Source organism: Streptomyces asiaticus (assembly GCF_018138715.1).
Taxonomy (GTDB): domain Bacteria; phylum Actinomycetota; class Actinomycetes; order Streptomycetales; family Streptomycetaceae; genus Streptomyces; species Streptomyces asiaticus.
Genome location: NZ_JAGSHX010000006.1, coordinates 6,771,599 through 6,792,569, shown reverse-complemented (window position 1 = coordinate 6,792,569; position 20,971 = coordinate 6,771,599). Strand labels below are relative to the sequence as shown.

The window sequence follows — 20,971 nt, the reverse complement described above, 5'->3', positions numbered from 1 at the left end:
GGCGTCCAGGGGCGAAGCCCCTGCCACCCGGCGGAGTCGCACACCCCGTAGGCCCGGGCGCAGCCGCCCCGTCGGGGCGCGTGGCGGCGCTCCTCGTGGCAGTGGGCGGGTCACGGTCGTAGGGTGGACGCATGTCCACTCACGCGAAGCGCGAACGCCTGCTCCTCGCCGACCTCTTGGACGGCGCGGGCCCCGGGGCCCCGACGCTGTGCGAGGGCTGGAGCACCCGCGATCTGGCGGCCCATCTGGTGGTCCGCGAGCGCCGCCCCGACGCGGCCGCCGGGGTGCTGGTCAAGCCGCTGGCCGCGCGGCTGGCCCGGGTGCAGGAGGAGTTCGCGGCGCGGCCGTACGAGGAGCTGCTCCAGCTGTTCCGCACCGGTCCGCCGCGGATGTCGCCGTTCGCGCTGAAGCAGGTGGACGAGGCGGCCAACAGCTTCGAGTTCTACGTCCACGCCGAGGATGTGCGCCGCGCCCGGCCGGACTGGACGCCGCGCGAGCTGGACCCGGTCTTCGCCGACACGCTGTGGTCCCGCATCGAGCGCGGCGCCCGGATCTTCGGCCGCCGCTCCCCCGTCGGCCTGGTGCTGCGGCGCCCGGACGGCCGTACGGCGGTGGCCCACCGCGGCACCCCGGTCGTCACCGTCACCGGTGAACCGGGCGAGCTGGCGCTCTTCCTCACCGGCCGTCAGGATGCCGCCCGGGTCGAGCTGGAGGGCGACAAGGAGGCCGTGGCCAAGGCGCACGAGGCCAAGCTGGGTATCTGAGAGGCCAAGCTGGGCATCTGGCCCCACGCCGCACGCGTGTCGTCCCCGTCCGCGCGCGGCGGACGGGGACGACACCGGGGAATCCCCTAACAGGTCTCGCGAACGTAGCCGTCCTCGCCCGCCGGAGAGACGCCCTCGTCCCGCCGGACGACGCTGAGCCGGTCGCCCCAGCCGTCGCACGCCCTGGCGAAGCCCTCGTCGCCGTACTCGACCACCACGACGTGGTCGTCGTACGCCTTCGCGAACTCACCGCACTCGTCGTACTCGCCGCACTCCTCGACCACCGCGAAGTCCAGCCCGGCCGCCTTCCGGTCGGGCAGCAGCTCCGCGGTGTTCTTCTGCGCGATGGCCAGCCCCTGGGCGTGCGCGTGCTCCGACAGCAGGGCCATGAACGCCTTGGCGTGAGCGGTGGTCAGCAGCTTCTTGGAGCGTTCGTAGCTGTCGTAGTTGTCGGGCTCGACGGCGTCGAAGCCCTTGTTGGCGCAGCCGTCGATCCAGCCGTCGACCTTGTCCGCCACCCGCTTGCGCTTCTCGGCGGTACGGAGGTCGAGCAGCGGTTCCTTCCACTTGGTGTCGATGACGAGATCGCCGTTGCGGTCGCGCAGCAGCAGGTTGTCCGGCCACTGGTCGCGCTCGCCCGGCTGGACCTGGAAGGCGTTGACGTAGCAGATGTTGTACAGCCCCTTCGCCGGGGAGTCCCCGCGGTCGCGGCTGACGATGTCGACACCCTTCGGCGGGGTGTACGCCCCGCCGATCTGGTAGTCGAAGCCACCGTGGACGGGCGGCAGCGCCACTTCGGACGCGCTGGCTCCCGAGGACATGGACACGGTCACGACGGCGGCCGCGGCGGCGGCCGTCACGACCGACGCGAGGGCCCAGCGGCGACGAAGGCGTGCGGCATGGCTGGCTGGCATGAAAGCTCCAACACTCGCGGGTAGCGTCCCCGCCTCGGATGGCATCCGCCGTCCTGGCGACTGTGTCCGGGCTCGGGACCGGCACCGGGTCCCCTACCGGCTGGGCGCACCTCTTGCGCGGCACGGGGCAGGTACACCGTGCGGCTGCTGCGATCAAAGCGGGCCCCGGCAACGGCGTCAAGTCGGCCGTCCCACTGGATCGGACGGCATCAAGGCGGCCGTCCCCCGGACCGGGCGGCATCAAGGCGGCCGTCCCCCCTCAGACCGGATGGCGTCACATCGGCCGCCCACCGGACCAGATGGCGTCACGTAGCCCGTCCCCCGGACCAGATCCGCTGGAGCGGCCGGTAGTCGATCACCACGATGCCCTCCTCCGCCAGCAGTTCGCGGGCCCGCGCCGACGTCAGGAACGCGTGGTCGCCGTGGCGCACCCGCCATCCGCCGCCGGGCTCGGCGGCCCGCGACCGGGCGTCGTCCAGCCCGGGGTGGACCGCCCACTCGCTGAGCCCGGGCGGAAGAGCGCGCAGCAGCTCGGCGTAGCGGGCCGCCTTACCGTCGGTGTCGAGGGCGAAGCTGTCCAGGAAGTCATGGTCGGTGACCGGCAGCCCGCGCCCGCGCGCCGTCCGGCGGCCGCCGTCGAGCCAGACCCGCACCGCCAGTCCGTACTCCCCCGCCAGCGCCACGGTCACCTCGAAGACGTCCTCGTGGCCGCCGTCGGCCAGACAGTGCCAGTCCAGATGAGTCGGCGTCAGTCCCGCGTCGGCCACGGCCTCGATCTGGGCCCGGAACTCCCGCTCGACCTCCTCGGGGCGCGCCCGCGCGAGCAGTTCCTCCCGCCGGCCGGCGGTGAAGAGCTCGCCCCGCTCGTCCAGCAGCGACGCCACCGTCCCCCTCGCGCTCAGCGGTCCCCATCGGACGTGGTCCGCGTCGCGGACGAGCGTGAGGTGGATGCCGAACGGGATGCCCGGCCGCGCGCGCAGCATCCGCAGAGCCTGCGACGCCCCCGGGCACGGCACCATCAGACTGCACGAGCTCGCGATCCCCTCCTCGATCGCGTCGATGACGGCGACATTGACCGACTCGTGCATGCCGAGGTCGTCGCAGTTGACGATGAGCACCCGCGCGTCCGGCGGGAACCCCAGCAGCTGACTCGACGTGGCTCCGCCCATGCCCTCAGTGTGAGCCGCCGCCACCGATCGCCCTACCGGTTTTCCGCCCGCCCCACCCGAAACGGCCCGCCCCTCCCGGACCGCCCGCCCCTACTGGGCGCTCGCGGCCGGGCGCACCACGATCTCGTTGACGTCGACCTCGGGCGGCTGTCCGACGGCGTACGCGATGGCGTCGGCGATCGCGGAGGCGGGGATGGCCACCGAGCGGTAGGTCTTCATGGCCTCGCGGGCGCTCTCGTCGGAGATGGAGTCGGCGAGTTCGGACTCGGTCACGCCCGGGGAGACCAGGCTGACCCGGATGTCACCGGCCGACTCCTGGCGCAGCCCCTCCGAAATGGCGCGTACGGCGAACTTGGTGGCGCAGTACACCGCGGCGGTGGGCGACACCTCGTACGCGCCGACCGAGGCGATGTTCACGACATGCCCGCCGCCCTGTTCCCGCATCACCGGCAGGGCCGCGGCGATGCCGTACAGCACACCGCGCACGTTCACATCGAGCATCCGGTCCCACTCGTCGACCTTCAGCGCCTCGAGCGGCGACAGAGGCATCACCCCGGCGTTGTTGACCATCACATCCACCCGCCCGAACCGCTCCCGGGCGGCCGCCACGAAGGCCCGCATGTCGTCGGCCGAGGTGACATCGAGCCTCTGGTACGCGGCGGTGCCACCGTCCGCGGTGATCTTCCCGGCCAGCTCCCCCAGCCGCTCGGTCCGGCGCGCCCCCAGAAAGACCCGGTGCCCGTCGGCGGCGAGCCGACGCGCCGTCGCCTCCCCGATCCCGCTGCTGGCCCCGGTGATGAGCACGACCTTGCCGGTCCCGGTCATGGCGTTCATGGCGGTATCCCTTTCCGTCCTGGTGCCGCTCTGTTCTGACCCCACCGAGTCTGCGCAGGTCAGGACCCCCGTACCAGGACGCGCTCCTCCTGGGTGCGACACTCCCAGTCAGCACGGCACGATGGGCGGGCAGCCAGTTCCGCCACACGGGGACACGAAGGGGAGCGCACCGACAATGGGCCGACAGCACACCTACCGCGCCACTGCCCGGTGGACCGGTAACACCGGTTCGGGGACGACTGGTTACCGGGACTACGGGCGGTCGCACGACATCTTCGGCGAGGGGAAGCCGACCCTGCGGGGCAGTGCCGATCCGGCGTTCCTGGGGGATCCGGAGTGCTGGAATCCGGAGGAGTTCCTGCTGGCCTCGCTCTCGCAGTGCCACATGCTGACCTACCTCTCCGTATGCGCCCGGGACGGGGTGACGGTCACGGCGTACGAGGACGTCGCCGCCGGGGTCATGGAGGAGACGGCCGGGCACAGCGGGCGCTTCACCGAGGTGGTGCTCAATCCGGTGGTCACCGTCGCGGACGAGACGATGCTGGAGCGGGCGCGTTCGGCGCATCACGACGCCCATCAGACGTGCTTCATCGCCAACTCGGTCAACTTCCCCGTCCGCCACCAGCCGGCCGTCCGGGTCGGCTGAGCTCAGTCCGCCGTCAGGGTGGGGTAGTCCGTGTAGCCGGTCTCGCCGCCCACGTACATCAGGTAGGCGTCCCGGATGGGGTTGAGCGGGGCGCCGGTGCGCAGGCGGGTCACCAGGTCGGGGTTGGCCAGGAAGGTGCGGCCGAGGGCGATCAGGTCGGCGCCTTCGGCCAGCAGCGCCCCGGCCTGGCGCATGCCGCCGTCGGCGGGGACGCCGTCGCCGGGCAGTGACGGGTTGGCGATCAGCGTGGCCGGCCAGGAGGCGCGGAGCTCCCGGAAGAGGGGCTGGTCCGGCTGCGCGCGGACGATGTGCAGATAGGCCAGACCGGTGTCCGCGAGCTCCTTGATGAGCGCGGGGTAGAGGGCCTCGGTGTCGCCCTCCTCGATGCCGTTGACGGTCGATCCGGGCGAGACGCGCAGGCCCACCCGCTCAGGGCCGATCGCGTCGGCGACGGCGTGGACCACCTCGGCCACGAACCGGACGCGCCCGGCCACCGAGCCGCCGTAGGCGTCCGTGCGGCGGTTGGTGCCCTGGGCCAGGAACTGGTGGAGGAGATAGCCGTTGGCGGCGTGCACCTCCACTCCGGCGAAGCCCGCGCCCCGGGCGTTGCGCGCGGCGGCGGCGAAGTCGGCGATGGTGGAACGGATCTCCTCGAGCGTCATCTCGCGCGGTACGACGGCCTCCTGATGGCCGTTCGGGGTGAAGATCGTCTCCGGGAGCGGCACCGGCGAGGGCGCCACCGGCGGCAGCCCGCTGGTGTCCGGGTGGCCGACCCGGCCACCGTGCTGGAGCTGGAGGAACATCCGGCCGCCCGCCGCGTGCACCGCGTCGGTCACCCGCCGCCACCCGGCCACCTGCGCCGCGTTGTGGATCGCGGCGATGTCGGGGTAGGTCTGCCCCACCGCGTTGGGCGTGGCGGCCTCGGCGACGATCAGCCCGGCGGTGGCGCGCTGGGCGTAGTAGGTGGCCATGATCGGCAGGGGCACGCCGTCGGCGGCCGCGCGGTTGCGCGTCATCGGCGCCATGACCAGGCGGTTGGGGAGGTCGAGGGGGCCGAGTCGGGCGGGTTCGAAGAGGCTGGGTATCTCGGGTGTGTGCGTCATGCGGGTACGGTAGAACTTGCCATTGATGTCAGATTCAAGCTCGGACTCGGATTCAAGCCCGGACTCGGATTCAGCCCGGACTCGGATTCAGCCCGGACCGGCAGACGAGGTGAGGAATGCGGATCGGCGAACTGGCGCGGCGCACCGGCGTCAGCGAGCGCTCGCTGCGCTACTACGAGCAGCAGGGCCTGATGACGGCCGAGCGCACCCCGGGCGGCCATCGCGAGTACGGGGAGGGCGCGGTGGACCGCGTCATCCGCATCCAGGAGCTGTACGCCGCGAGGCTGTGCAGCGAGAAGATCGCCCAACTGCTCCCCTGCATGCGGGACTCGGACGGCGGCCCGTCGCGGAGGGCCAACGGGAAGCTGGTCTCCGATCTGACGGTGGAGCGGGAGCGCATCGACCGCATGATCGCGGACCTGCTCCGCTCCCGTGATGTCCTGGACGAGGTGATCGAGGCGGCGTCGGTCCCGGCCGAGTAGCCGGGCGCAGCCGGACACCCCGTAAGCGCCCGCGCCCCATATGTGGCACAGGTCACGGGAACCACCTCCGCCGTGCGGAGAGGCACGGGTGTGAGGTGTGAACGAGATGAGTGATGGTCTGCGGGCGCGGATCCGGGCGGGTGACCGTGAGGCGTTCGCGGAGCTCTACGAGAGTTACGCGCGCATGGTCTACAACCATGCCTTCCGGCTGACCGGCGACTGGTCGGTGGCCGAGGAGGTGATGGGCGATACGTTCCTCGACGCCTGGCGCACCCGGGAGCAACTGGAGCCGGGCGACGGCACGCTGAAACCGTGGCTGCTGGGCGTGGCGACGAACAAGGCGCGCAACGCCAACCGCGGCATCGGCCGCCGCCTGGCCTTCCTGGCCCGCCGCCCGCCGCCCGCCCCGATGGCGGACTTCGCGGACGAGGCGGCGGGCCGGATCGACGACGCCCGTCGGCTCGCCGCCGTGCGCACGGTGTTCGGCCGGCTGCGGCGCGGGGAGCAGGAGGTGCTGGCGCTGTGCGTCTGGTCCGGCCTGGACTACGCACAGGCGGCCGAGGCCATGGGCATCCCGGTGGGAACGGTGCGCTCGCGGCTGTCCCGGGCCCGCGCCCGGCTGCGCACCCTCGCCGACCAGCGGCTCGCGGAAGAAAAGAAGGAACCGCCGCACCGCCGCGGAGAGGTACAGCGTGAGGCCGCGTTCGCGGCCCTGCCCTTTCAGGAGTTTCAGGAGGACCCCCGATGAACGCCGTCGGCTCCGGGCCCGCCCGGCCCGAGCGCGAGCGCGAGGACGCCGCGTACGAGGACACCACGTGCGAGGCGTACGAGGACACCGCGCGCGAGGAGCTCGCCCGGCTGCTTCCTCCCGTCCCGGCCGAACGGGACGTGCCCTCCGCTCCGTACCTCCATCACAAGGACCGATTGATGCAGCACATCGATGACGACCAGAACCGCACCCCCGCGCCTGCCCGGACGGTCCTGCGGCGGCTGCCGCGCCCGGCGCTGCTGATGCCCGCCGCGGCCCTGGCGCTGGCCGGGGCGCTGGCCGTCACCTTCACCGGGGGCGGGACGTCCGGCGACACCACCGCCCAGCCGCGCGAGACCGCCACCGTCCTGCTCGACCGGCTCGCCGGGACCGCGGCGAAGTCGGACGTCAAGCCGGTGCGACAGGACCAGTTCGTCTACGTCAAGAGCCTCACGGCGGGAGCCGAGATGAAGGAGGACGGCTCCTCGAAACTGGAGCCGCGGCATGAACGCGAGGTCTGGATGTCGCAACAGGTGAAGCGGATCACCAAGACCGGCGAGATCAAGGAAAACGGGGAGTGGGGCCGGATGGCCGAGTTGGGCGGGTCCCCGGCGGGCGCCTACCGCCCCACGTACCAGTGGCTGGCGTCCCTGCCGACCGACCCGGACGCCCTGCTCGAGGAGTTGTACCGAATGGCCGAACCGGACGAGGACGTGGAGAAGGCCCAGGCCGTCTTCAACCGGATCGGCTCCTTCCTGGGTGAGACGGTGATGCCGCCGGAGAACGCCGCCGCTCTCTACAAGGCCGCCGCGAAGATTCCCGGGGTGACGCGGGAGGAGGACGCGGTGGACGCGGCGGGCCGCCACGGGGTCGGCATCGCCCGTGTCGACAAGAGGTCGGGGGAGGCCACCGAGTGGGTCTTCGACCGGGACAGCCTGACCCTGCTCGGTGAGCGCAGCTACCTGACGAGGGATGTCGGGGCGGGCAAGAAGGGCGACGTCATGGAGAAGACGGCGTACCTGAAGCGCGGGATCGTCGACCACTACCGCGAGCGGCCGGCCGGCTGAGACGTCACGGCGGCGGGGGACCACCGTCCGGTGGTCCCCCGCCATCGTACGAGCGTCCCTCAGCGGACCGGGTGCCCCGCGTCCCGCAGCGCGTCCTTCACCTGGCCGATCCGCAGATCGCCGAAGTGGAAGACGGAGGCCGCGAGCACCGCGTCGGCCCCCGCGGCGATCGCCGGCGCGAAGTCGGCCGCCTTGCCGGCGCCGCCGCTGGCGATCACCGGGACGGTCACGTGCTTGCGGACGGCCTCGATCATGGCCGTGTCGTAGCCGTCCTTGGTGCCGTCCGCGTCCATGGAGTTCAGCAGGATCTCCCCCGCGCCCAGCTCCGCCGCGCGGTGGGCCCATTCGACGGCGTCGATACCGGTGCCGCGGCGGCCGCCGTGGGTGGTGACCTCGTAGCCGGAGGGGGTCACCGTCCCCTCGAGGCAGCGGCGGGCGTCGACCGAGAGGACCAGCACCTGGCTGCCGAAGCGCTCGGCGATCTCGCGGATCAGCTCGGGGCGGGCGATGGCGGCGGTGTTGACGCCGACCTTGTCCGCCCCGGCGCGCAGCAGCTTGTCGACGTCCTCCGGGGTGCGGACGCCGCCGCCGACCGTGAGCGGGATGAAGACCTGCTCGGCGGTGCGGCGGACCACGTCGTACGTGGTCTCGCGGTCGCCCGAGGAGGCGGTGATGTCGAGGAAGGTGAGCTCGTCCGCGCCCTCCTCGCCGTAGATCTTGGCCATCTCGACCGGGTCGCCCGCGTCGCGCAGATTCTGGAAGTTGACGCCCTTGACGACCCGGCCGTTGTCCACGTCCAGGCAGGGGATGACTCGGACCGCCAGGGTCATGACTGTCGTGCTCCTCGGAATGCTTCCAGTTCGACTTCCACCAGGACCCGCGAGTCGACGAAGCCGGACACCACGACCAGCGTCGCGGCGGGGCGCACGGCGTCGAAGAGCTCCTTGTGGGCGCGGCCCACCTCGTCCACGTCGCGGGCGTGGGTGAGGTACATGCGGGTGCGGACCACCGACTCGACGCCGAGGTCGAACCTCTTCAGCGCGTCCAGCGCATGGCGGAAGGCCGCGAGCGTCTGCTCGTACGGATCCCCCTCGCCCTCCAGGACGCCGCGCTCGGCGAGCGGCATCGTCCCGGCGACGAGCACCAGGTCACCGGCCTCAACGGCCCGGGCGAACCCGATGGTCTGCTCCCAGGGACTCTCGGTCTGGACCCGTCGCCCGATCTCGGGTGAGGTCATACGGCCACCGCCTCCAACGCCTCTTCCAAGGTGAATGCCTTGGCGTAGAGCGCCTTGCCCACGATGGCGCCCTCGACACCTTCCGGTACCAGGGTCGCAAGGGCACGCAGGTCGTCAAGCGAGGAAACGCCGCCGGAAGCGACGACGGGGCGGTCGGTCGCGGCGCAGACATTGCGCAGCAGCTCCAGGTTGGGGCCCTGGAGGGTGCCGTCCTTGGCGATGTCGGTGACGACATAGCGGGCGCAGCCCTCGGAGTCGAGGCGGGCCAGCGTCTCGTACAGATCGCCGCCGTCCCGGGTCCAGCCACGGCCGCGCAGCGTGGTGCCCCGCACATCGAGGCCCACGGCGATCAGGTCGCCGTGCTCGGCGATGACCTTGGCGACCCACTCGGGGGTCTCCAGGGCGGCCGTGCCGAGGTTCACCCGGGCGCAGCCGGTGGCCAGGGCGGCGGCCAGCGAGGCGTCGTCGCGGATCCCGCCGGACAGCTCGACCTTGAGGTCCATGGCGCGGGCCACCTCGGCGATCTGCGCGCGGTTGTCCCCGGTGCCGAAGGCGGCGTCGAGGTCCACCAGGTGCAGCCACTCGGCGCCCGCCCGCTGCCAGGCCAGGGCGGCTTCCATCGGGTCGCCGTACGACGTCTCGGAGCCGGACTCGCCGTGCACGAGGCGGACGGCCTGGCCGTCGCGGACATCGACGGCGGGGAGGAGTTCGAGGCGGTGCGTGCGCATGCGGGCAACCTTCGGTGAGAGCGTGCGGGCGGTGAGAGCTGACGCGGGGCGCCGGTCAGAGCGTGTCGAGCCAGTTGCGGAGCAGCCGCGCCCCGGCGTCGCCCGACTTCTCGGGGTGGAACTGGGTGGCCCACAGCGGGCCGTTCTCGACGGCGGCGACGAACGGCTCGCCATGGGTGGACCAGGTGACCTTGGGGGCGGGGATATGCGGGTTGGTGACCTCGAGCTCCCAGGTGCGGACCGCGTAGGAGTGGACGAAGTAGTACCGCTCGCCCTCGTCCAGGCCCGCGAAGAGCTGGGAGTCGCCGGGCGCCTTGACCGTGTTCCAGCCCATGTGGGGGACGACGGGGGCGCGCAGCGGCTCGACCGTGCCGGGCCACTCGTCCAGGCCCTCGGCCTCGACTCCGTGCTCGATGCCGCGCCCGAAGAGGATCTGCATGCCGACGCAGATGCCCATGACCGGGCGGCCACCGGACAGCCGGCGCCCCACGATCCAGTCGCCGCGCGCCGCGCGCAGCCCCTTCATGCAGGCGGCGAAGGCGCCGACGCCGGGCACGAGCAGGCCGTCGGCGGCCATGGCCTTGTCGTAGTCACGGGTGATCTCGACCTGCGCGCCGACATGGGCGAGGGCCCGCTCGGCGGACCGGACGTTGCCGAATCCGTAGTCGAGGACAACGACGCTCTTGTTGCTCAATTCCATACCTCAAGCCGCAGGACGCCGGCGAGCAGCGCCATCGTGGCGCCGATCCCGAGCAGCGTGATGATGCTCTTGGACATGCCCTGCTTGACGAAGGAGATGACCCCGCCGAGCAGAAACAGTCCCACGAGGATGAACACGGTCGACAGGCCGTTCACGAAGCTACCTCGTTCGCTTCTCCGCCCGCGCGGCGAAAGCGCGGGTCGAGTGTCGTCTGCGGCCCGGCGGCCGCGCGGGCGACGCTCACCGTTACAGAGCGCCCTTCGTGGAGGGGAGGATCCCGGCGGCGCGGGGGTCGCGCTCGCTGGCGTAGCGCAGGGCCCGCGCCAGCGCCTTGAACTGGCACTCCACGATGTGGTGGGCGTTGCGCCCGTAGGGCACGTGGACATGCAGGGCGATCTGCGCCTGGGCCACGAAGGACTCCAGGATGTGCCGGGTCATCGTGGTGTCGTAGGTGCCGATCATCGGCGCGATGTTCTCCGGCTCGGTGTGCACCAGGTACGGGCGGCCGGAGAGGTCGACCGTCACCTGGGCCAGCGACTCGTCCAGCGGCACCGTGCAGTTGCCGAAGCGGTAGATGCCCACCTTGTCGCCGAGCGCCTGCTTGAAGGCGGCGCCCAGCGCGAGGGCGGTGTCCTCGATGGTGTGGTGGGTGTCGATGTGCAGGTCGCCCTCGGTCTTGACGGTGAGGTCGAAGAGGCCGTGGCGGCCGAGCTGGTCGAGCATGTGGTCGTAGAAGCCGACCCCTGTCGACACATCGACCTGGCCGGTGCCGTCGAGGTCGATCTCGACGACGACCGAGGTCTCCTTGGTGGTGCGCTCCACGCGTCCCACGCGGGTCATGCGCTCGTCTCCTTCATCAGCTCGCGTACCGCGTCGAGGAACGCGTCGTTCTCGGCCGGGGTCCCCGCGGTGACCCGCAGCCATCCCGGTACCCCGTTGTCCCGGACCAGGACGCCCCGGTCCAGCAGGCCCTGCCACGCCGCGTGGGCGTCCTCGAAGCGGCCGAACTGGACGAAGTTGGCGTCGGAGTCGGTCACCTCGCAGCCGATGGTGCGCAGCTCGCCCACCAGCCGGTCGCGCTCGGCCTTGAGCGCCTCGACGTACCCCAGCAGCGTATCGGTGTGCTCCAGGGCGGCCAGCGCGGTGGCCTGGGTGATGGCGGACAGGTGGTACGGCAGGCGGACCAGCTGGACGGCGTCGACGACCGCCGGGTCGGCGGCGAGGTAGCCCAGCCGCAGCCCTGCCGCGCCGAACGCCTTGGACATGGTCCGCGAGAGCACCAGCCGCGGCCGCCCCTCGATCAGCGGCAGCAGCGACGGACGGTGGCTGAACTCCCCGTACGCCTCGTCCACGACGACGAGCGCCCCGGCGGTGTCCGCCCTGGCGTCCTGCGCCGCGTCGTGCAGCGCCAGCACCGTCTCGGCGCCGACCGCCGTCCCCGTCGGATTGTTCGGCGAGGTGATGAAGACGACATCGGGACGGTGCTCGGCGATGGCCTTACGGGCGGCATCGACATCGATGGTGAAATCGGCGTTCCGGGGACCGGAAATCCAGCCGGTGCCGGTGGAGCGGGAGATCAGCGCGTGCATCGAGTACGAGGGCTCGAAGCCCATCGCGGTGCGCCCCGGGCCGCCGAAGGTCTGGAGCAGCTGCTGGAGCACCTCGTTGGACCCGTTGGCCGCCCACACCTGGGCGACGCCGACCTCGAGACCGGCCGTACGGCTGAGGTAGCGGGCCAGCCCGGTGCGGAGCTCGACCGCGTCCCGGTCCGGGTAGCGGTTGAGGTTCCGGGCCGCCTCGGCGACCCGCTCGGCGATCCGGGCGACCAGCGGCTCGGGCAGCGGATAGGGGTTCTCGTTGGTGTTCAGCCGTACGGGCACGTCCAGCTGCGGAGCGCCGTACGGGGATTTGCCACGGAGCTCGTCCCGGATCGGGAGATCGTCAATGCCGGTCACTTGCTCGGTGGCACCTTCCAGTCGAACCTTGCCTTCACCGCGGCGCCGTGGGCAGGCAGATCCTCCGCCTCGGCCAGCGTCACCACATGGCCGGCGATCTCGGCCAGCGCGTCCCGGGTGTAGTCCACCACATGGATGCCGCGCAGGAAGGACTGCACGGACAGCCCGGAGGAGTGGCAGGCGCAGCCGCCGGTGGGCAGCACATGGTTGGAGCCCGCCGCGTAGTCACCGAGCGACACCGGGGCGTAGGCCCCGACGAAGATCGCCCCGGCGTTGCGCACCCGGGCCGCGACGGCCGCCGCGTCCTCGGTCTGGATCTCCAGGTGCTCGGCCGCGTACGCGTCCACGACGGCCAGGCCCTGCTCCAGACCGTCCACCAGCACGATGCCGGACTGCCGCCCGGCCAGCGCCGGACCGATCCGGTCCGCGACATGCTTGGTGGCCCCGACCTGGACCTCGAGCTCCTTCTCGACCGCCGCGGCCAGCTCCTCGGAGTCGGTGACCAGCACGGACGCCGCCAGCGGGTCGTGCTCCGCCTGGCTGATCAGGTCCGCGGCGACATGCACCGGGTCGGCGGTGGCGTCGGCGAGGACGGCGATCTCGGTCGGCCCGGCCTCGGCGTCGATGCCGATCCGGCCCTTGAGCAGCCGCTTGGCCGCCGCGACCCAGATGTTGCCAGGGCCGGTCACCATCGAGACCGGACGGCAGTCCTCGGTGCCGTAGGCGAACATCGCCACGGCCTGGGCGCCGCCCGCCGCGTACACCTCGTCCACGCCGAGCAGCGCGCACGCCGCGAGGATCGTGGGGTGCGGGAGCCCGCCGAACTCCGCCTGCGGCGGGGAGGCGACGGCCATCGAGGCGACCCCGGCCTCCTGCGCGGGCACCACGTTCATCACCACGGACGAGGGGTAGACCGAGCGCCCGCCCGGTACGTACAGCCCGACGCGCTCGACCGGCACCCAGCGCTCGGTGACCGTGCCGCCCGGCACCACCTGGGTGGTGTGGTCGGCGCGCCGCTGGTCGCGGTGGACCAGCCGGGCCCGCCGGATGGACTCCTCCAGGGCGGCCCGCACGGCCGGGTCCAGCTCGGCGAGGGCGCTCTCCAGCGCCTCCGCGGGGACCCGCACCCGCTCTATGGTCACGCCGTCGAACCGATGGGCGTAGTCGATCAGCGCAGCGGTACCGCGATGGCGTACGTCGTCGCAGATGGGCCGCACCTTCTCCAGGGCGGCCTCGACGTCGAGCTCGGCACGGGGCAGCAGGTCGCGGTCGATTCCGCCCTCTGGGAAGGCGGCGCCGCGCAGATCGATACGGGAGATCACGCGATCAATTGTCTCAGACCCGCCACGAGGCCCCTCCCCCCGTATCAGCCAGTGATACGGACCCCCTAAGTTGACCCTGACCGTTGGCGTTCAACCGGTTACTCAGCGGGAATGTGCTCCGTACGGGGACACGGAGAATCAGGAGGGGACACGGCTGTGACCGAGCCGCACGATGGCGACCCACCCCCGGGCCTCGATCTGACCACCGCCGAATGGGGCATGTGGCAGGCGTTCCGCAATGGCAGCACCCATGATCTGCGCACCTCCCACCCCCAGCGGAACGACCCCTCAGGACCGTACGCCTGGGGCCCGGAGCGCAGTGTCCGCGCGCGTGTCGTGGCCCTCCTGCTGCTGGACGGGCCGCCCGCGCAGCCGGGCCGGGTCGCCGCGCTCAAGCTCAACGGGGTGCACATCACCGGCACGCTCGATCTGGCCGGCGGGAACATCGAGCCCTATGTGGAGCTCAAGAACTGCCGCTTCGAGCGGGAGGTGCTGGTCCCCGAGGCGCAGTTCACCACCCTGCGCCTGGTGGGCTGTTCCCTCCCCCGGCTGGAGGCGGCCCGGCTGCGCACCGAGGGCGATCTGCATCTGCCGCGCTGTGTGGTCGAACACGGCATCAGGCTCACCGACGCCCATATCGGCACCGATTTACTCCTCAACCAGCTCATTGTGCGCCGCGACCGCCGGGGCCTGTCGATCAGCGCCGACGGGCTGACCGTCGCCCAGGACTTCCAGGCCGACATGATCGAGTCGTACGGCGAGCTGAGCCTGCGGGGGGCGCAGATCGGCGTGTCGCTCAGCCTGCGCGGCAGCCGGCTGCGCAACCCTTACGGCCGCCGCGCGCTGAACGCGCCGCAGCTGACCGTGGAGCGCAGCCTGTACCTCACCGCGGGCGGGGTGAGCACGTACTCCAGCGGCTCCACCCCGCCGTACGGCACCGCCTCCACCCCCACCCGCGGCACCCGGATCCAGCGCTTCGAGTGCGAGGGCGGGATCCGGCTGGACGACGCGCGGATCGGCGACGCGATCGACCTCGACCAGGCCCGCTTCATCATGGAGAACGACCAGGAGCTGTCGCTGCGCCGGGTCCAGACGCCCGAGCTGCGCTTCCTCGGGGAGCAGCCGCAGCGCGGACGGGTGATCCTCTCCGGCGCCCGGGTGGTCAATCTTGTCGACAAGTCGGTGAGCTGGCCGGGGCCCGGCGGGCTGACCATGGCCGGGTTCAGCTATGAGTGCCTGATCCCGCGCGGCCACTTCCCGCTGGCCCGGCGGCTGGAGTGGGTGGCCGCCGCCACGCCCGAGTACGCGCCCGAGCCGTACGAGATGCTGGCCAACACGATGCGGGCCAGCGGCGAGGACGCCGACGCGCGCGAGGTGCAGCTCGCCAAGCAGCGGCGGCGCCGGGAGACGCTGCCGCTCGCCGGAAAGGTGTGGGGCTATCTCCAGGACTGGACGGTGGCCTACGGCTACCGCCCGGGCCGGGCGGCGGTGTGGATGGCGGTGCTGTGGGCGGTCGGCTCGGTGTTCTTCGCCCACAACCGGCCGGAGGCGCTGAAGCCCGATGAAGCGCCGAACTGGAACGCCTCGCTGTACACCCTCGACCTGCTGATCCCGGTCATCGATCTGGGCATGGACGGCTACTGGAAACCCCAGGGCGCCGTCCAATGGGCGTCCATCATCATGATCCTGCTGGGCTGGGTGCTGGCCACCGCGGTCGCCGCCGGCGCGTCCCGGCTGCTGCGGCGGCAGTGACTGTTGCTCCGGGACCGATGCCCCGGGACGTTGCTCCGGGACCGTTGCCCCGGCGCCAGTGAAAGGGAACGCGCGGGGCCATTAGGCTTACGCCCCGTGACCTCCGCGCGCCTTCCGCTCTTCCCGCTGAACACGGTGCTGTTCCCGGGGCTCGTCATGCCCCTGAACGTCTTCGAGCAGCGGTACCGCTCCCTGATGCGCGATCTGTCGGCGCTCCCCGAGGACGCGCCGCGCCGGTTCGGGGTGATCGCGATCAGGGACGGCCATGAGGTCGCGCCGAGCGCGATCGGCCTCCCGGACACCCACACGCTGCCGGACCCCGGCCCCGCGGCCGGGTTCGGCCCGGACCCCGCCAAGTCGTTCTACTCCGTGGGGTGTGTGGCGGACGCGGCCACCATCCGGGAGCAGGAGGACGGCACCTTCGAGGTGCTGGCCACCGGCACCACCCGCTTCGAGCTGGTCTCCGTGGACTCCTCGGGCCCGTATCTGACGGCCGAGGTCAAGGAGCTGGAGGAGGAGCAGGGCGAGGGCGCCGGGGCGCTGGCCTCCGGGGTCGTACGGGCCTTCCGCATGTACCAGAAGCGGCTCGCGGGCGCCCGGGAGCGCACCCTGGCCGCCGAGCAGGACCTGCCGGGCGAGCCGTCCGTCCTCTCCTACCTGGTGGCGGCCGCGGCCGTGCTCGACACGCCCGCGAAGCAGCGGCTGCTCCAGGCGCCGGACACCGCGAGCCGTCTTGCCGACGAGCTGAAACTCCTTCGCGCCGAGAGCGCGGTCATCGGTAAGCTCCCGTCGCTCCCTGCCATCGATCTGACCCGCGGTCCCACCAGCCCCAACTGACGCGGACGAACATGCCGAAGAAGACCAAGAAGAACTCGGCGGGCACCCCCGCCACCACCGCCCTGACCGCCGCGGGCACGGACTTCACCGTGCACTCCTACGAGCACGACCCGGCGGCCCCGTCCTACGGCGAGGAGGCCGCCCAGGCGCTCGGCGTCGCACCGGAGCGGGTCTTCAAGACCCTCGTCGCGAGCGTCGATGACCGCCTTACGGTCGCCATCGTGCCCGTCTCGGCCACCCTCGACCTCAAGGCGCTCGCCTCGGCGGTCGGCGGCAAGCGCGCCACGATGGCGGACCCGGCGGTGGCCGAGCGCACCACGGGCTATGTACGCGGCGGAATCTCCCCCCTCGGCCAGCGCAAGCGCCTCCCGACGGCCCTGGACGCGTCGGCCGACGGCCACGAGACGATCTGCGTCTCGGCGGGCCGCCGCGGGCTGGAGGTCGAACTGTCCCCCAAGGACCTGGCATCGCTGACGAACGCGGTGGTGGCCCCGATCGCCCGCTCCTAGCGGGCCGCGTCGACCCTGGCCGCCCGCCTTGCAGGCCGCCCATGGCTCACGCGTCGCCGCGCGTGGCGACCCAGCGGCGGCCCCGCGTATGGCTCGCGTGGCGGGGCTGAGCGACTGAGGCGGGCCTTGCGGGGTGCCCGGCGGATCTTTCCCCACCCCGCCCCTTCCCGTAACCATGGGCCCCGCCCCTGGACCCCAGAGATCGACGAGCCGACCGTCGCCGCCGTGAACACTGCACCGGGCGAGCTGAGCGCAGGCGGCACACCGGCGCGGCGGAAGACCAGGCGGACACCCGCGCACTTCCGGGTCGCCCGGCCCAGGGCCGGGGCCGAGCCCCGGTTCCGCTTCGCCCCGGGCCGGGGGCGACGAGCCGACCGTCGCCGCCGTGAACACCTGCATCGGGCGGGCTGATCTCGGGCGGCACACCGGGGCGGCGGTGACCGGGCGGACGCCCGCGCACATTCGGGTCGCGCGACCGGAGCCCTGGATTCACATCGCCCCCCGGAGCCCGGGGGCGACCGTCGCCGCGGTCAGCTCACCGGATAGGGCTCCGGCCGCGTCACCTGCGACGCGGCCGGGGGCTGGGGCGGAGTTCCAGTTCGGGAAGGGGCGGGGTGGGGAACGGCTCGCCGCAGGCGGCGCGATTCGCCGGACGCCCTCTGGCCGAACCGCTCAGCGCGCTTACGCCCTCGGCGCGGGCGGCAGTGCGGGCTCCGGGTCCCGCGGGCCGAAGAGCCCGGTCAGCGCCAGGTGGATCACCATCGCCGCCACCGACCACGCCAGCAGCGCACCCTTCGCGCCCAGCTTGAGCGGCCCGTCGAAGGTGACGCCCTTACCGGCCGCCTTGGCGTGCGCCACGACGTCCGAGGTGGGCCCCAGCCATACGCCCAGCCGCCAGGCGATCACCGAGGCGAGCACCCCGCCGATCGCCAGCCCGACGACCAGCGCGATACCGCCGTGGCGGAAGAGCAGAAAGACGATGATGGCCGAGACGGCGCCGAAGGCGAGCCCGAGCAGCGTGAACATCCCGTCCGCGCCGACCGCGTCCTCCCCTTCCGAGTTCTTCAGATAGACGGCGGAACCGTCCGAGACCAGGGGAACCTTCGGCGCCAACCACAGCCACAGCAGCCCGAGAAGCACCCCGGAGACCGCCACCGCGATGGCGACCAGCGACGCCTGCACCAGTTCGGCACGCAACTCGGGCCCGGGCTCGGAGTGCTCGGAGTGCTCGGAGAACTCGGCGTGCTCATCAGAGTGCTCGGCGTGCCCGGCGTGCTCGTCAGAGTGCCCGGCGTGCCCGGCGTGCTCCGGATGCCCCGAAGCCTGCCCCGGGTGCGCGGGATACCCGGTGGGATACGGCACGGCGGCGTCCCCGGCAGGCTGCTCATGGGACGGCGGCCGGCCCTCGGCGGGCTCGTCGTGCGGCGAGTGCTGATCATGCGGCGTCAACGGTGCGGTCACCCCGTCATCGTGCCAGGCGGACGGCGTACTTCGGTCGGCGGGACGTTTGCTGCGGCGCGTCACCGCACCGCCGCCCGCCGATAGGCCCAGGTCGCGGCGGCGAGTGACACCACGGCCACCCCGGCGCACACCCCGAGGTCGGCGCAGACCACCCACCAGTCGGGCTGCCCGTCGAAGGACCGGGCCAGGGCCTCCACACCGTACGTCGACGGCAGCAGATCGCGCGCGTACGACACCACCTGCGGCATCCGGGCCGCGGGCAGCACGCCGAGCAGCAGCGCGGCGGACATCCCCAACTGCCCGCACAGCGTGGCGAGTTCCTGGCGCGGGGCGAGCAGCCCCAGTGCGGCGCCGAGTCCGGCGAGGGCGGCGCCGGACAGGGGGATCACGGCGAGGAGGATCCACAGGTTGGTCATGGGCAGCTGGAAGAGCACACTGCCCATCACCGCGGTGACGGCGGTCCCGGGCACGGTGAAGGAGGCGTACGCGGCGGCCGCCCCGAGCACCACGGCCGAGGGCGGCACCGGCAGGGTCGCGTAGTGGTCGAGACCGCCGCTGGCCCGCAGCTGGCCGAAGTACTGCGCCAGCAGGTTGAGCGCCACGAAGGCGACGACCAGCACGCTCGACCCGGCCACCACCGACCGCGCCTCACTTCCGCCGTCCACCACCCCGCGCATCAGGATCATGATCCCGATGGACTGGAAGGTGGCCACGAAGAGCAGCGGGATCCGGGCCACCCGGGCCCGTGAGAGCTGGGCGCGGTAGACCGCGACGAGCGCGGGGAAGAGCCGCGCCCGGGCCGCCAGCGGCTCGGGCATGTCACCGGCCTCACCGGCGTCGCCGGACGCCCCCGAGGTACCGGAGACACCGGGCGCACCTGAGGTACCGGAGACACCGGACGCACCGGGCAGCCCAGCAGACGCACCGGACACACCAGGCACACCAGTGGCCCCGGACACACCGGATACACCGGACACGGCGGGCATGACACTCACGTTGTGCTGCTCCTCTTCGCCTCTTGCGGCTTGAATACGGTCACGGTCACCGACGCGTTCACCGGCTCGCCCCGGCGGTCACGCCTTCACCAGCCCCTCCGCGCCCTCCGCACGGCCCCCCAGGGCGATGTACACATCCTCCAGGCTCGGCGTGGCAAGGGTGAAATCGTCCAGCGCGGCGAAGGCGGGGCCGCCGGTCACGGTGGCGATGGCGGCGCGCGCGTCGTCCGGCGGCAGCCGGAGCGTCCAGCGCCGCCCGGAGGCGCCACCGGCGGCCCGGGCCGCCTCGGAGGTTTTCCACAGGGCGGCGACCTCGGGCACCTCCAGCGGCGGCTCGGTGCGCCACACCAGCTCCAGCCGCACCTCGTCGGCCACCAGCGCCTTGAGCCCGGCGGGCGTGTCGCAGGCGATGACCCGGCCGCGGTCCAGCACGGCGACCCGGTCCAGCACCGTCTCCGCCTCGATCACATTGTGGGTGACCAGCACCACCGTCACGCCCCGCTCGGCCCGCCGCCGGTCCACGGCCGCCCATACGGCGCGCCGGGCGACGGGGTCCATCCCGCTGGTGGGCTCGTCCAGCACCAGCAGCGGCCGCTCCCCCACCAGCGCGGCGGCGACGCAGGCCAGCCGCCGCTGGCCCCCGGAGAGCTTCTTCAGCGGGCGCCCTGCGACCTCGCCGAGCCCCAGCTCCTCGATCACCGCGTCGCGCTCGGCGCGGGCCGCGCGGGTCTCCAGGCCGCGCAGCCGCGCGGTGGTCTCGGCGGCGAGGGAGACGGTCAGCTCGTCCAGCGCGGTCGAGTCCTGGCCCAGATAGCCGAGCAGCCGGGCGGCGCGCTCGGGGTGGCGTACGAGATCGTGGCCGAGCACCCGCACCTGGCCCTCGTCGGGCCGCAGCAGACCGGTGAGCTGCCGTACGAGGGTGGACTTGCCGGCGCCGTTGGGGCCGAGCAGCCCGAAGACCTCGCCGCGCACCACATCGAGGTCGATGCCGTCGCTGGCCCGGACGGCGGGCGTGGCGGGCGCGCCGCGCCGACCGCGCGCCGCGGGATAGGTCTTTACCAGGCCGCGCACGGTGCACACCAGATCGCCACTCGTCGCCTGTTTCGCGCCCGTCCTCACGAGCTATGAGGGTACGCGCCCAAACACCCGCTCCCGCCTTCGGGGCCCTCAGGCCCCTCGGGCCGCGGTGCGCGGGACGGGGCCGGACCGCGGCCTACGGCGTGTCCGGCGGACCACGCGGCGGAGCCGCAAAAGGGTGCTTTCCCCTCCCCGCCCCTTCCCGATACCAGGGGCTCCGCCCCTGGACCCCGGGGCCCGGCAGAGCCGCAAATCGATGCTGCGGGAAGGGGCGAAGCCCCGAACCGGGGCCCTGAGGCGGAGCCCGACCCGGAAGCCTGAGGCGAAGCCCCGAATCCCGGGCCCGAGCAGAGCCCCGAACGGAGCCTGGGCGAAGCCCCGGCCCGGGGTCTGGGGCAGCGCCCCGGCTTGAGGGTTGGGGCGGAGTCCCGGGCCGGGGACTGAGGCGAAGCCCCTGCCCGGGAGGCTGGGGCAGAGCACCGAACCGGGAGCCTCAGGCGAAGCCCCGGACCGGAGTCTGGGGCAGAGCACCGAACCGGGAGCCTGGGGCAGCGCCCCGAACCAGGAACCTGGGGCGGAGCCCCGAACCGGCGCCTGAGGCGGAGCCCCGGTCCGGGGGCTGGGGCGGAGCTCCAGTTGTGGGAAGGGGTGGGGAGGGGAGCAGCACGCCG

Annotated in this window: 23 protein-coding genes; 8 read left to right on the top strand and 15 right to left on the bottom strand. The window is 72.6% G+C overall.

What is annotated here, in order from left to right:
- Positions 1–131 precede the first annotated feature (131 nt).
- On the top strand, positions 132–764 hold the full coding sequence (locus KHP12_RS36800) for a TIGR03085 family metal-binding protein (RefSeq protein ID WP_037948901.1): 633 nt from the start codon (positions 132–134) through the stop codon (positions 762–764).
- An 86-nt stretch (positions 765–850) separates the two neighbouring features.
- Here the strand turns inward: KHP12_RS36800 and KHP12_RS36795 are convergent, their stop codons facing one another.
- From KHP12_RS36795 to KHP12_RS36785, 3 genes are all read right to left on the bottom strand, one after another.
- On the bottom strand, positions 851–1,678 hold the full coding sequence (locus tag KHP12_RS36795) for an endo alpha-1,4 polygalactosaminidase (RefSeq protein WP_211834121.1): 828 nt from the start codon (positions 1,676–1,678) through the stop codon (positions 851–853).
- 305 nt (positions 1,679–1,983) lie between these two features.
- Positions 1,984–2,847, bottom strand: coding sequence for a polysaccharide deacetylase family protein (locus KHP12_RS36790; protein ID WP_211834120.1), 864 nt, complete (start codon positions 2,845–2,847; stop codon positions 1,984–1,986).
- A 90-nt stretch (positions 2,848–2,937) separates the two neighbouring features.
- Positions 2,938–3,672 (bottom strand): SDR family oxidoreductase, encoded by a 735-nt coding sequence (locus KHP12_RS36785; RefSeq protein WP_210610381.1) that lies wholly within the window; start codon positions 3,670–3,672, stop codon positions 2,938–2,940.
- A 184-nt stretch (positions 3,673–3,856) separates the two neighbouring features.
- On the opposite strand from KHP12_RS36785, the gene KHP12_RS36780 reads away from it, so the two are divergent.
- Positions 3,857–4,327: an OsmC family protein gene (locus KHP12_RS36780; protein ID WP_211834119.1), complete on the top strand. Its 471-nt coding sequence runs from the start codon at positions 3,857–3,859 to the stop codon at positions 4,325–4,327.
- 2 nt (positions 4,328–4,329) lie between these two features.
- Here the strand turns inward: KHP12_RS36780 and KHP12_RS36775 are convergent, their stop codons facing one another.
- The gene (locus KHP12_RS36775; protein ID WP_086885995.1) at positions 4,330–5,430 is read right to left on the bottom strand and encodes an alkene reductase; all 1,101 of its coding nucleotides are present in this window, start codon (positions 5,428–5,430) and stop codon (positions 4,330–4,332) included.
- 116 nt (positions 5,431–5,546) lie between these two features.
- Here KHP12_RS36775 and KHP12_RS36770 point away from each other — a divergent pair, with 116 nt between their 5' ends.
- The 3 genes from KHP12_RS36770 to KHP12_RS36760 all read left to right on the top strand — a co-directional run bounded on the left by KHP12_RS36770 (position 5,547) and on the right by KHP12_RS36760 (position 7,727).
- On the top strand, positions 5,547–5,912 hold the full coding sequence (locus KHP12_RS36770) for a MerR family transcriptional regulator (RefSeq protein ID WP_086885996.1): 366 nt from the start codon (positions 5,547–5,549) through the stop codon (positions 5,910–5,912).
- Between the two features lie 106 nt (positions 5,913–6,018).
- Complete coding sequence (locus tag KHP12_RS36765; protein WP_086886001.1) at positions 6,019–6,660, top strand: RNA polymerase sigma factor; 642 nt, start codon at positions 6,019–6,021, stop codon at positions 6,658–6,660.
- The gene (locus tag KHP12_RS36760) at positions 6,657–7,727 is read left to right on the top strand and encodes a CU044_5270 family protein (protein ID WP_086885997.1); all 1,071 of its coding nucleotides are present in this window, start codon (positions 6,657–6,659) and stop codon (positions 7,725–7,727) included. The genes KHP12_RS36765 and KHP12_RS36760 overlap by 4 nt, the downstream gene beginning before the upstream one ends.
- 59 nt (positions 7,728–7,786) lie before the next feature.
- Here KHP12_RS36760 and hisF read toward each other — a convergent pair whose 3' ends face one another.
- The 8 genes from hisF to hisD form a co-directional block, all read right to left on the bottom strand.
- Positions 7,787–8,557, bottom strand: coding sequence for an imidazole glycerol phosphate synthase subunit HisF (gene hisF, locus KHP12_RS36755; RefSeq protein ID WP_086885998.1), 771 nt, complete (start codon positions 8,555–8,557; stop codon positions 7,787–7,789).
- Positions 8,554–8,964 (bottom strand): Rid family hydrolase, encoded by a 411-nt coding sequence (locus KHP12_RS36750; RefSeq protein ID WP_037948918.1) that lies wholly within the window; start codon positions 8,962–8,964, stop codon positions 8,554–8,556. Before KHP12_RS36750 ends, hisF begins: the two co-directional genes overlap by 4 nt.
- On the bottom strand, positions 8,961–9,692 hold the full coding sequence (gene priA / locus KHP12_RS36745) for a bifunctional 1-(5-phosphoribosyl)-5-((5-phosphoribosylamino)methylideneamino)imidazole-4-carboxamide isomerase/phosphoribosylanthranilate isomerase PriA (RefSeq protein WP_037948920.1): 732 nt from the start codon (positions 9,690–9,692) through the stop codon (positions 8,961–8,963). Before priA ends, KHP12_RS36750 begins: the two co-directional genes overlap by 4 nt.
- Before the next feature lie 55 nt (positions 9,693–9,747).
- Positions 9,748–10,392 carry an imidazole glycerol phosphate synthase subunit HisH gene (gene hisH / locus KHP12_RS36740; RefSeq protein ID WP_037948922.1) on the bottom strand — a complete coding sequence of 215 codons (645 nt, stop codon included), beginning with the start codon at positions 10,390–10,392 and terminating at the stop codon, positions 9,748–9,750.
- A complete protein-coding gene (locus KHP12_RS36735) occupies positions 10,383–10,547 on the bottom strand; it encodes a CG2302 family histidine operon protein (RefSeq protein WP_037948925.1) in 165 nt (54 codons plus the stop codon). Before KHP12_RS36735 ends, hisH begins: the two co-directional genes overlap by 10 nt.
- A gap of 91 nt (positions 10,548–10,638) precedes the next feature.
- Positions 10,639–11,232 (bottom strand): imidazoleglycerol-phosphate dehydratase HisB, encoded by a 594-nt coding sequence (gene hisB, locus KHP12_RS36730; protein ID WP_014059975.1) that lies wholly within the window; start codon positions 11,230–11,232, stop codon positions 10,639–10,641.
- Positions 11,229–12,347 (bottom strand): histidinol-phosphate transaminase, encoded by a 1,119-nt coding sequence (locus KHP12_RS36725; RefSeq protein ID WP_037948928.1) that lies wholly within the window; start codon positions 12,345–12,347, stop codon positions 11,229–11,231. The genes hisB and KHP12_RS36725 overlap by 4 nt, the downstream gene beginning before the upstream one ends.
- Complete coding sequence (hisD, locus tag KHP12_RS36720) at positions 12,344–13,669, bottom strand: histidinol dehydrogenase (RefSeq protein ID WP_037948931.1); 1,326 nt, start codon at positions 13,667–13,669, stop codon at positions 12,344–12,346. The genes KHP12_RS36725 and hisD overlap by 4 nt, the downstream gene beginning before the upstream one ends.
- Positions 13,670–13,825: 156 nt before the next feature.
- On the opposite strand from hisD, the gene KHP12_RS36715 reads away from it, so the two are divergent.
- From KHP12_RS36715 to ybaK, 3 genes are all read left to right on the top strand, one after another.
- On the top strand, positions 13,826–15,421 hold the full coding sequence (locus tag KHP12_RS36715; RefSeq protein WP_086885999.1) for an oxidoreductase: 1,596 nt from the start codon (positions 13,826–13,828) through the stop codon (positions 15,419–15,421).
- Positions 15,422–15,517: 96 nt separating this feature from the next.
- On the top strand, positions 15,518–16,258 hold the full coding sequence (locus KHP12_RS36710; RefSeq protein ID WP_086886000.1) for an LON peptidase substrate-binding domain-containing protein: 741 nt from the start codon (positions 15,518–15,520) through the stop codon (positions 16,256–16,258).
- An 11-nt stretch (positions 16,259–16,269) separates the two neighbouring features.
- Positions 16,270–16,767 (top strand): Cys-tRNA(Pro) deacylase, encoded by a 498-nt coding sequence (gene ybaK, locus KHP12_RS36705; RefSeq protein ID WP_037948938.1) that lies wholly within the window; start codon positions 16,270–16,272, stop codon positions 16,765–16,767.
- A 681-nt stretch (positions 16,768–17,448) separates the two neighbouring features.
- On the opposite strand, the gene KHP12_RS36700 is transcribed toward ybaK, so the two are convergent.
- The 3 genes from KHP12_RS36700 to KHP12_RS36690 all read right to left on the bottom strand — a co-directional run bounded on the left by KHP12_RS36700 (position 17,449) and on the right by KHP12_RS36690 (position 20,342).
- Complete coding sequence (locus KHP12_RS36700; RefSeq protein ID WP_308036140.1) at positions 17,449–18,228, bottom strand: magnesium transporter; 780 nt, start codon at positions 18,226–18,228, stop codon at positions 17,449–17,451.
- Between the two features lie 59 nt (positions 18,229–18,287).
- Complete coding sequence (locus KHP12_RS36695; protein ID WP_244203389.1) at positions 18,288–19,046, bottom strand: ABC transporter permease; 759 nt, start codon at positions 19,044–19,046, stop codon at positions 18,288–18,290.
- A 255-nt stretch (positions 19,047–19,301) separates the two neighbouring features.
- A complete protein-coding gene (locus KHP12_RS36690; protein WP_086885792.1) occupies positions 19,302–20,342 on the bottom strand; it encodes an ABC transporter ATP-binding protein in 1,041 nt (346 codons plus the stop codon).
- Positions 20,343–20,971: the final 629 nt, after the last annotated feature.

What these genes read in the sequence shown, in the direction of transcription:
- KHP12_RS36800 (WP_037948901.1), top strand. Translation starts at nt 132, where the DNA reads ATGTCCACTCACGCGAAGCGCGAACGCCTGCTCCTCGCCGACCTCTTG.
- KHP12_RS36795 (WP_211834121.1), bottom strand. Translation starts at nt 1,678, where the DNA reads ATGCCAGCCAGCCATGCCGCACGCCTTCGTCGCCGCTGGGCCCTCGCG.
- KHP12_RS36790 (WP_211834120.1), bottom strand. Translation starts at nt 2,847, where the DNA reads ATGGGCGGAGCCACGTCGAGTCAGCTGCTGGGGTTCCCGCCGGACGCG.
- KHP12_RS36785 (WP_210610381.1), bottom strand. Translation starts at nt 3,672, where the DNA reads ATGACCGGGACCGGCAAGGTCGTGCTCATCACCGGGGCCAGCAGCGGG.
- KHP12_RS36780 (WP_211834119.1), top strand. Translation starts at nt 3,857, where the DNA reads ATGGGCCGACAGCACACCTACCGCGCCACTGCCCGGTGGACCGGTAAC.
- KHP12_RS36775 (WP_086885995.1), bottom strand. Translation starts at nt 5,430, where the DNA reads ATGACGCACACACCCGAGATACCCAGCCTCTTCGAACCCGCCCGACTC.
- KHP12_RS36770 (WP_086885996.1), top strand. Translation starts at nt 5,547, where the DNA reads ATGCGGATCGGCGAACTGGCGCGGCGCACCGGCGTCAGCGAGCGCTCG.
- KHP12_RS36765 (WP_086886001.1), top strand. Translation starts at nt 6,019, where the DNA reads ATGAGTGATGGTCTGCGGGCGCGGATCCGGGCGGGTGACCGTGAGGCG.
- KHP12_RS36760 (WP_086885997.1), top strand. Translation starts at nt 6,657, where the DNA reads ATGAACGCCGTCGGCTCCGGGCCCGCCCGGCCCGAGCGCGAGCGCGAG.
- hisF (WP_086885998.1), bottom strand. Translation starts at nt 8,557, where the DNA reads ATGACCCTGGCGGTCCGAGTCATCCCCTGCCTGGACGTGGACAACGGC.
- KHP12_RS36750 (WP_037948918.1), bottom strand. Translation starts at nt 8,964, where the DNA reads ATGACCTCACCCGAGATCGGGCGACGGGTCCAGACCGAGAGTCCCTGG.
- priA (WP_037948920.1), bottom strand. Translation starts at nt 9,692, where the DNA reads ATGCGCACGCACCGCCTCGAACTCCTCCCCGCCGTCGATGTCCGCGAC.
- hisH (WP_037948922.1), bottom strand. Translation starts at nt 10,392, where the DNA reads ATGGAATTGAGCAACAAGAGCGTCGTTGTCCTCGACTACGGATTCGGC.
- hisB (WP_014059975.1), bottom strand. Translation starts at nt 11,232, where the DNA reads ATGACCCGCGTGGGACGCGTGGAGCGCACCACCAAGGAGACCTCGGTC.
- ybaK (WP_037948938.1), top strand. Translation starts at nt 16,270, where the DNA reads ATGCCGAAGAAGACCAAGAAGAACTCGGCGGGCACCCCCGCCACCACC.
- KHP12_RS36695 (WP_244203389.1), bottom strand. Translation starts at nt 19,046, where the DNA reads ATGCCCGAGCCGCTGGCGGCCCGGGCGCGGCTCTTCCCCGCGCTCGTC.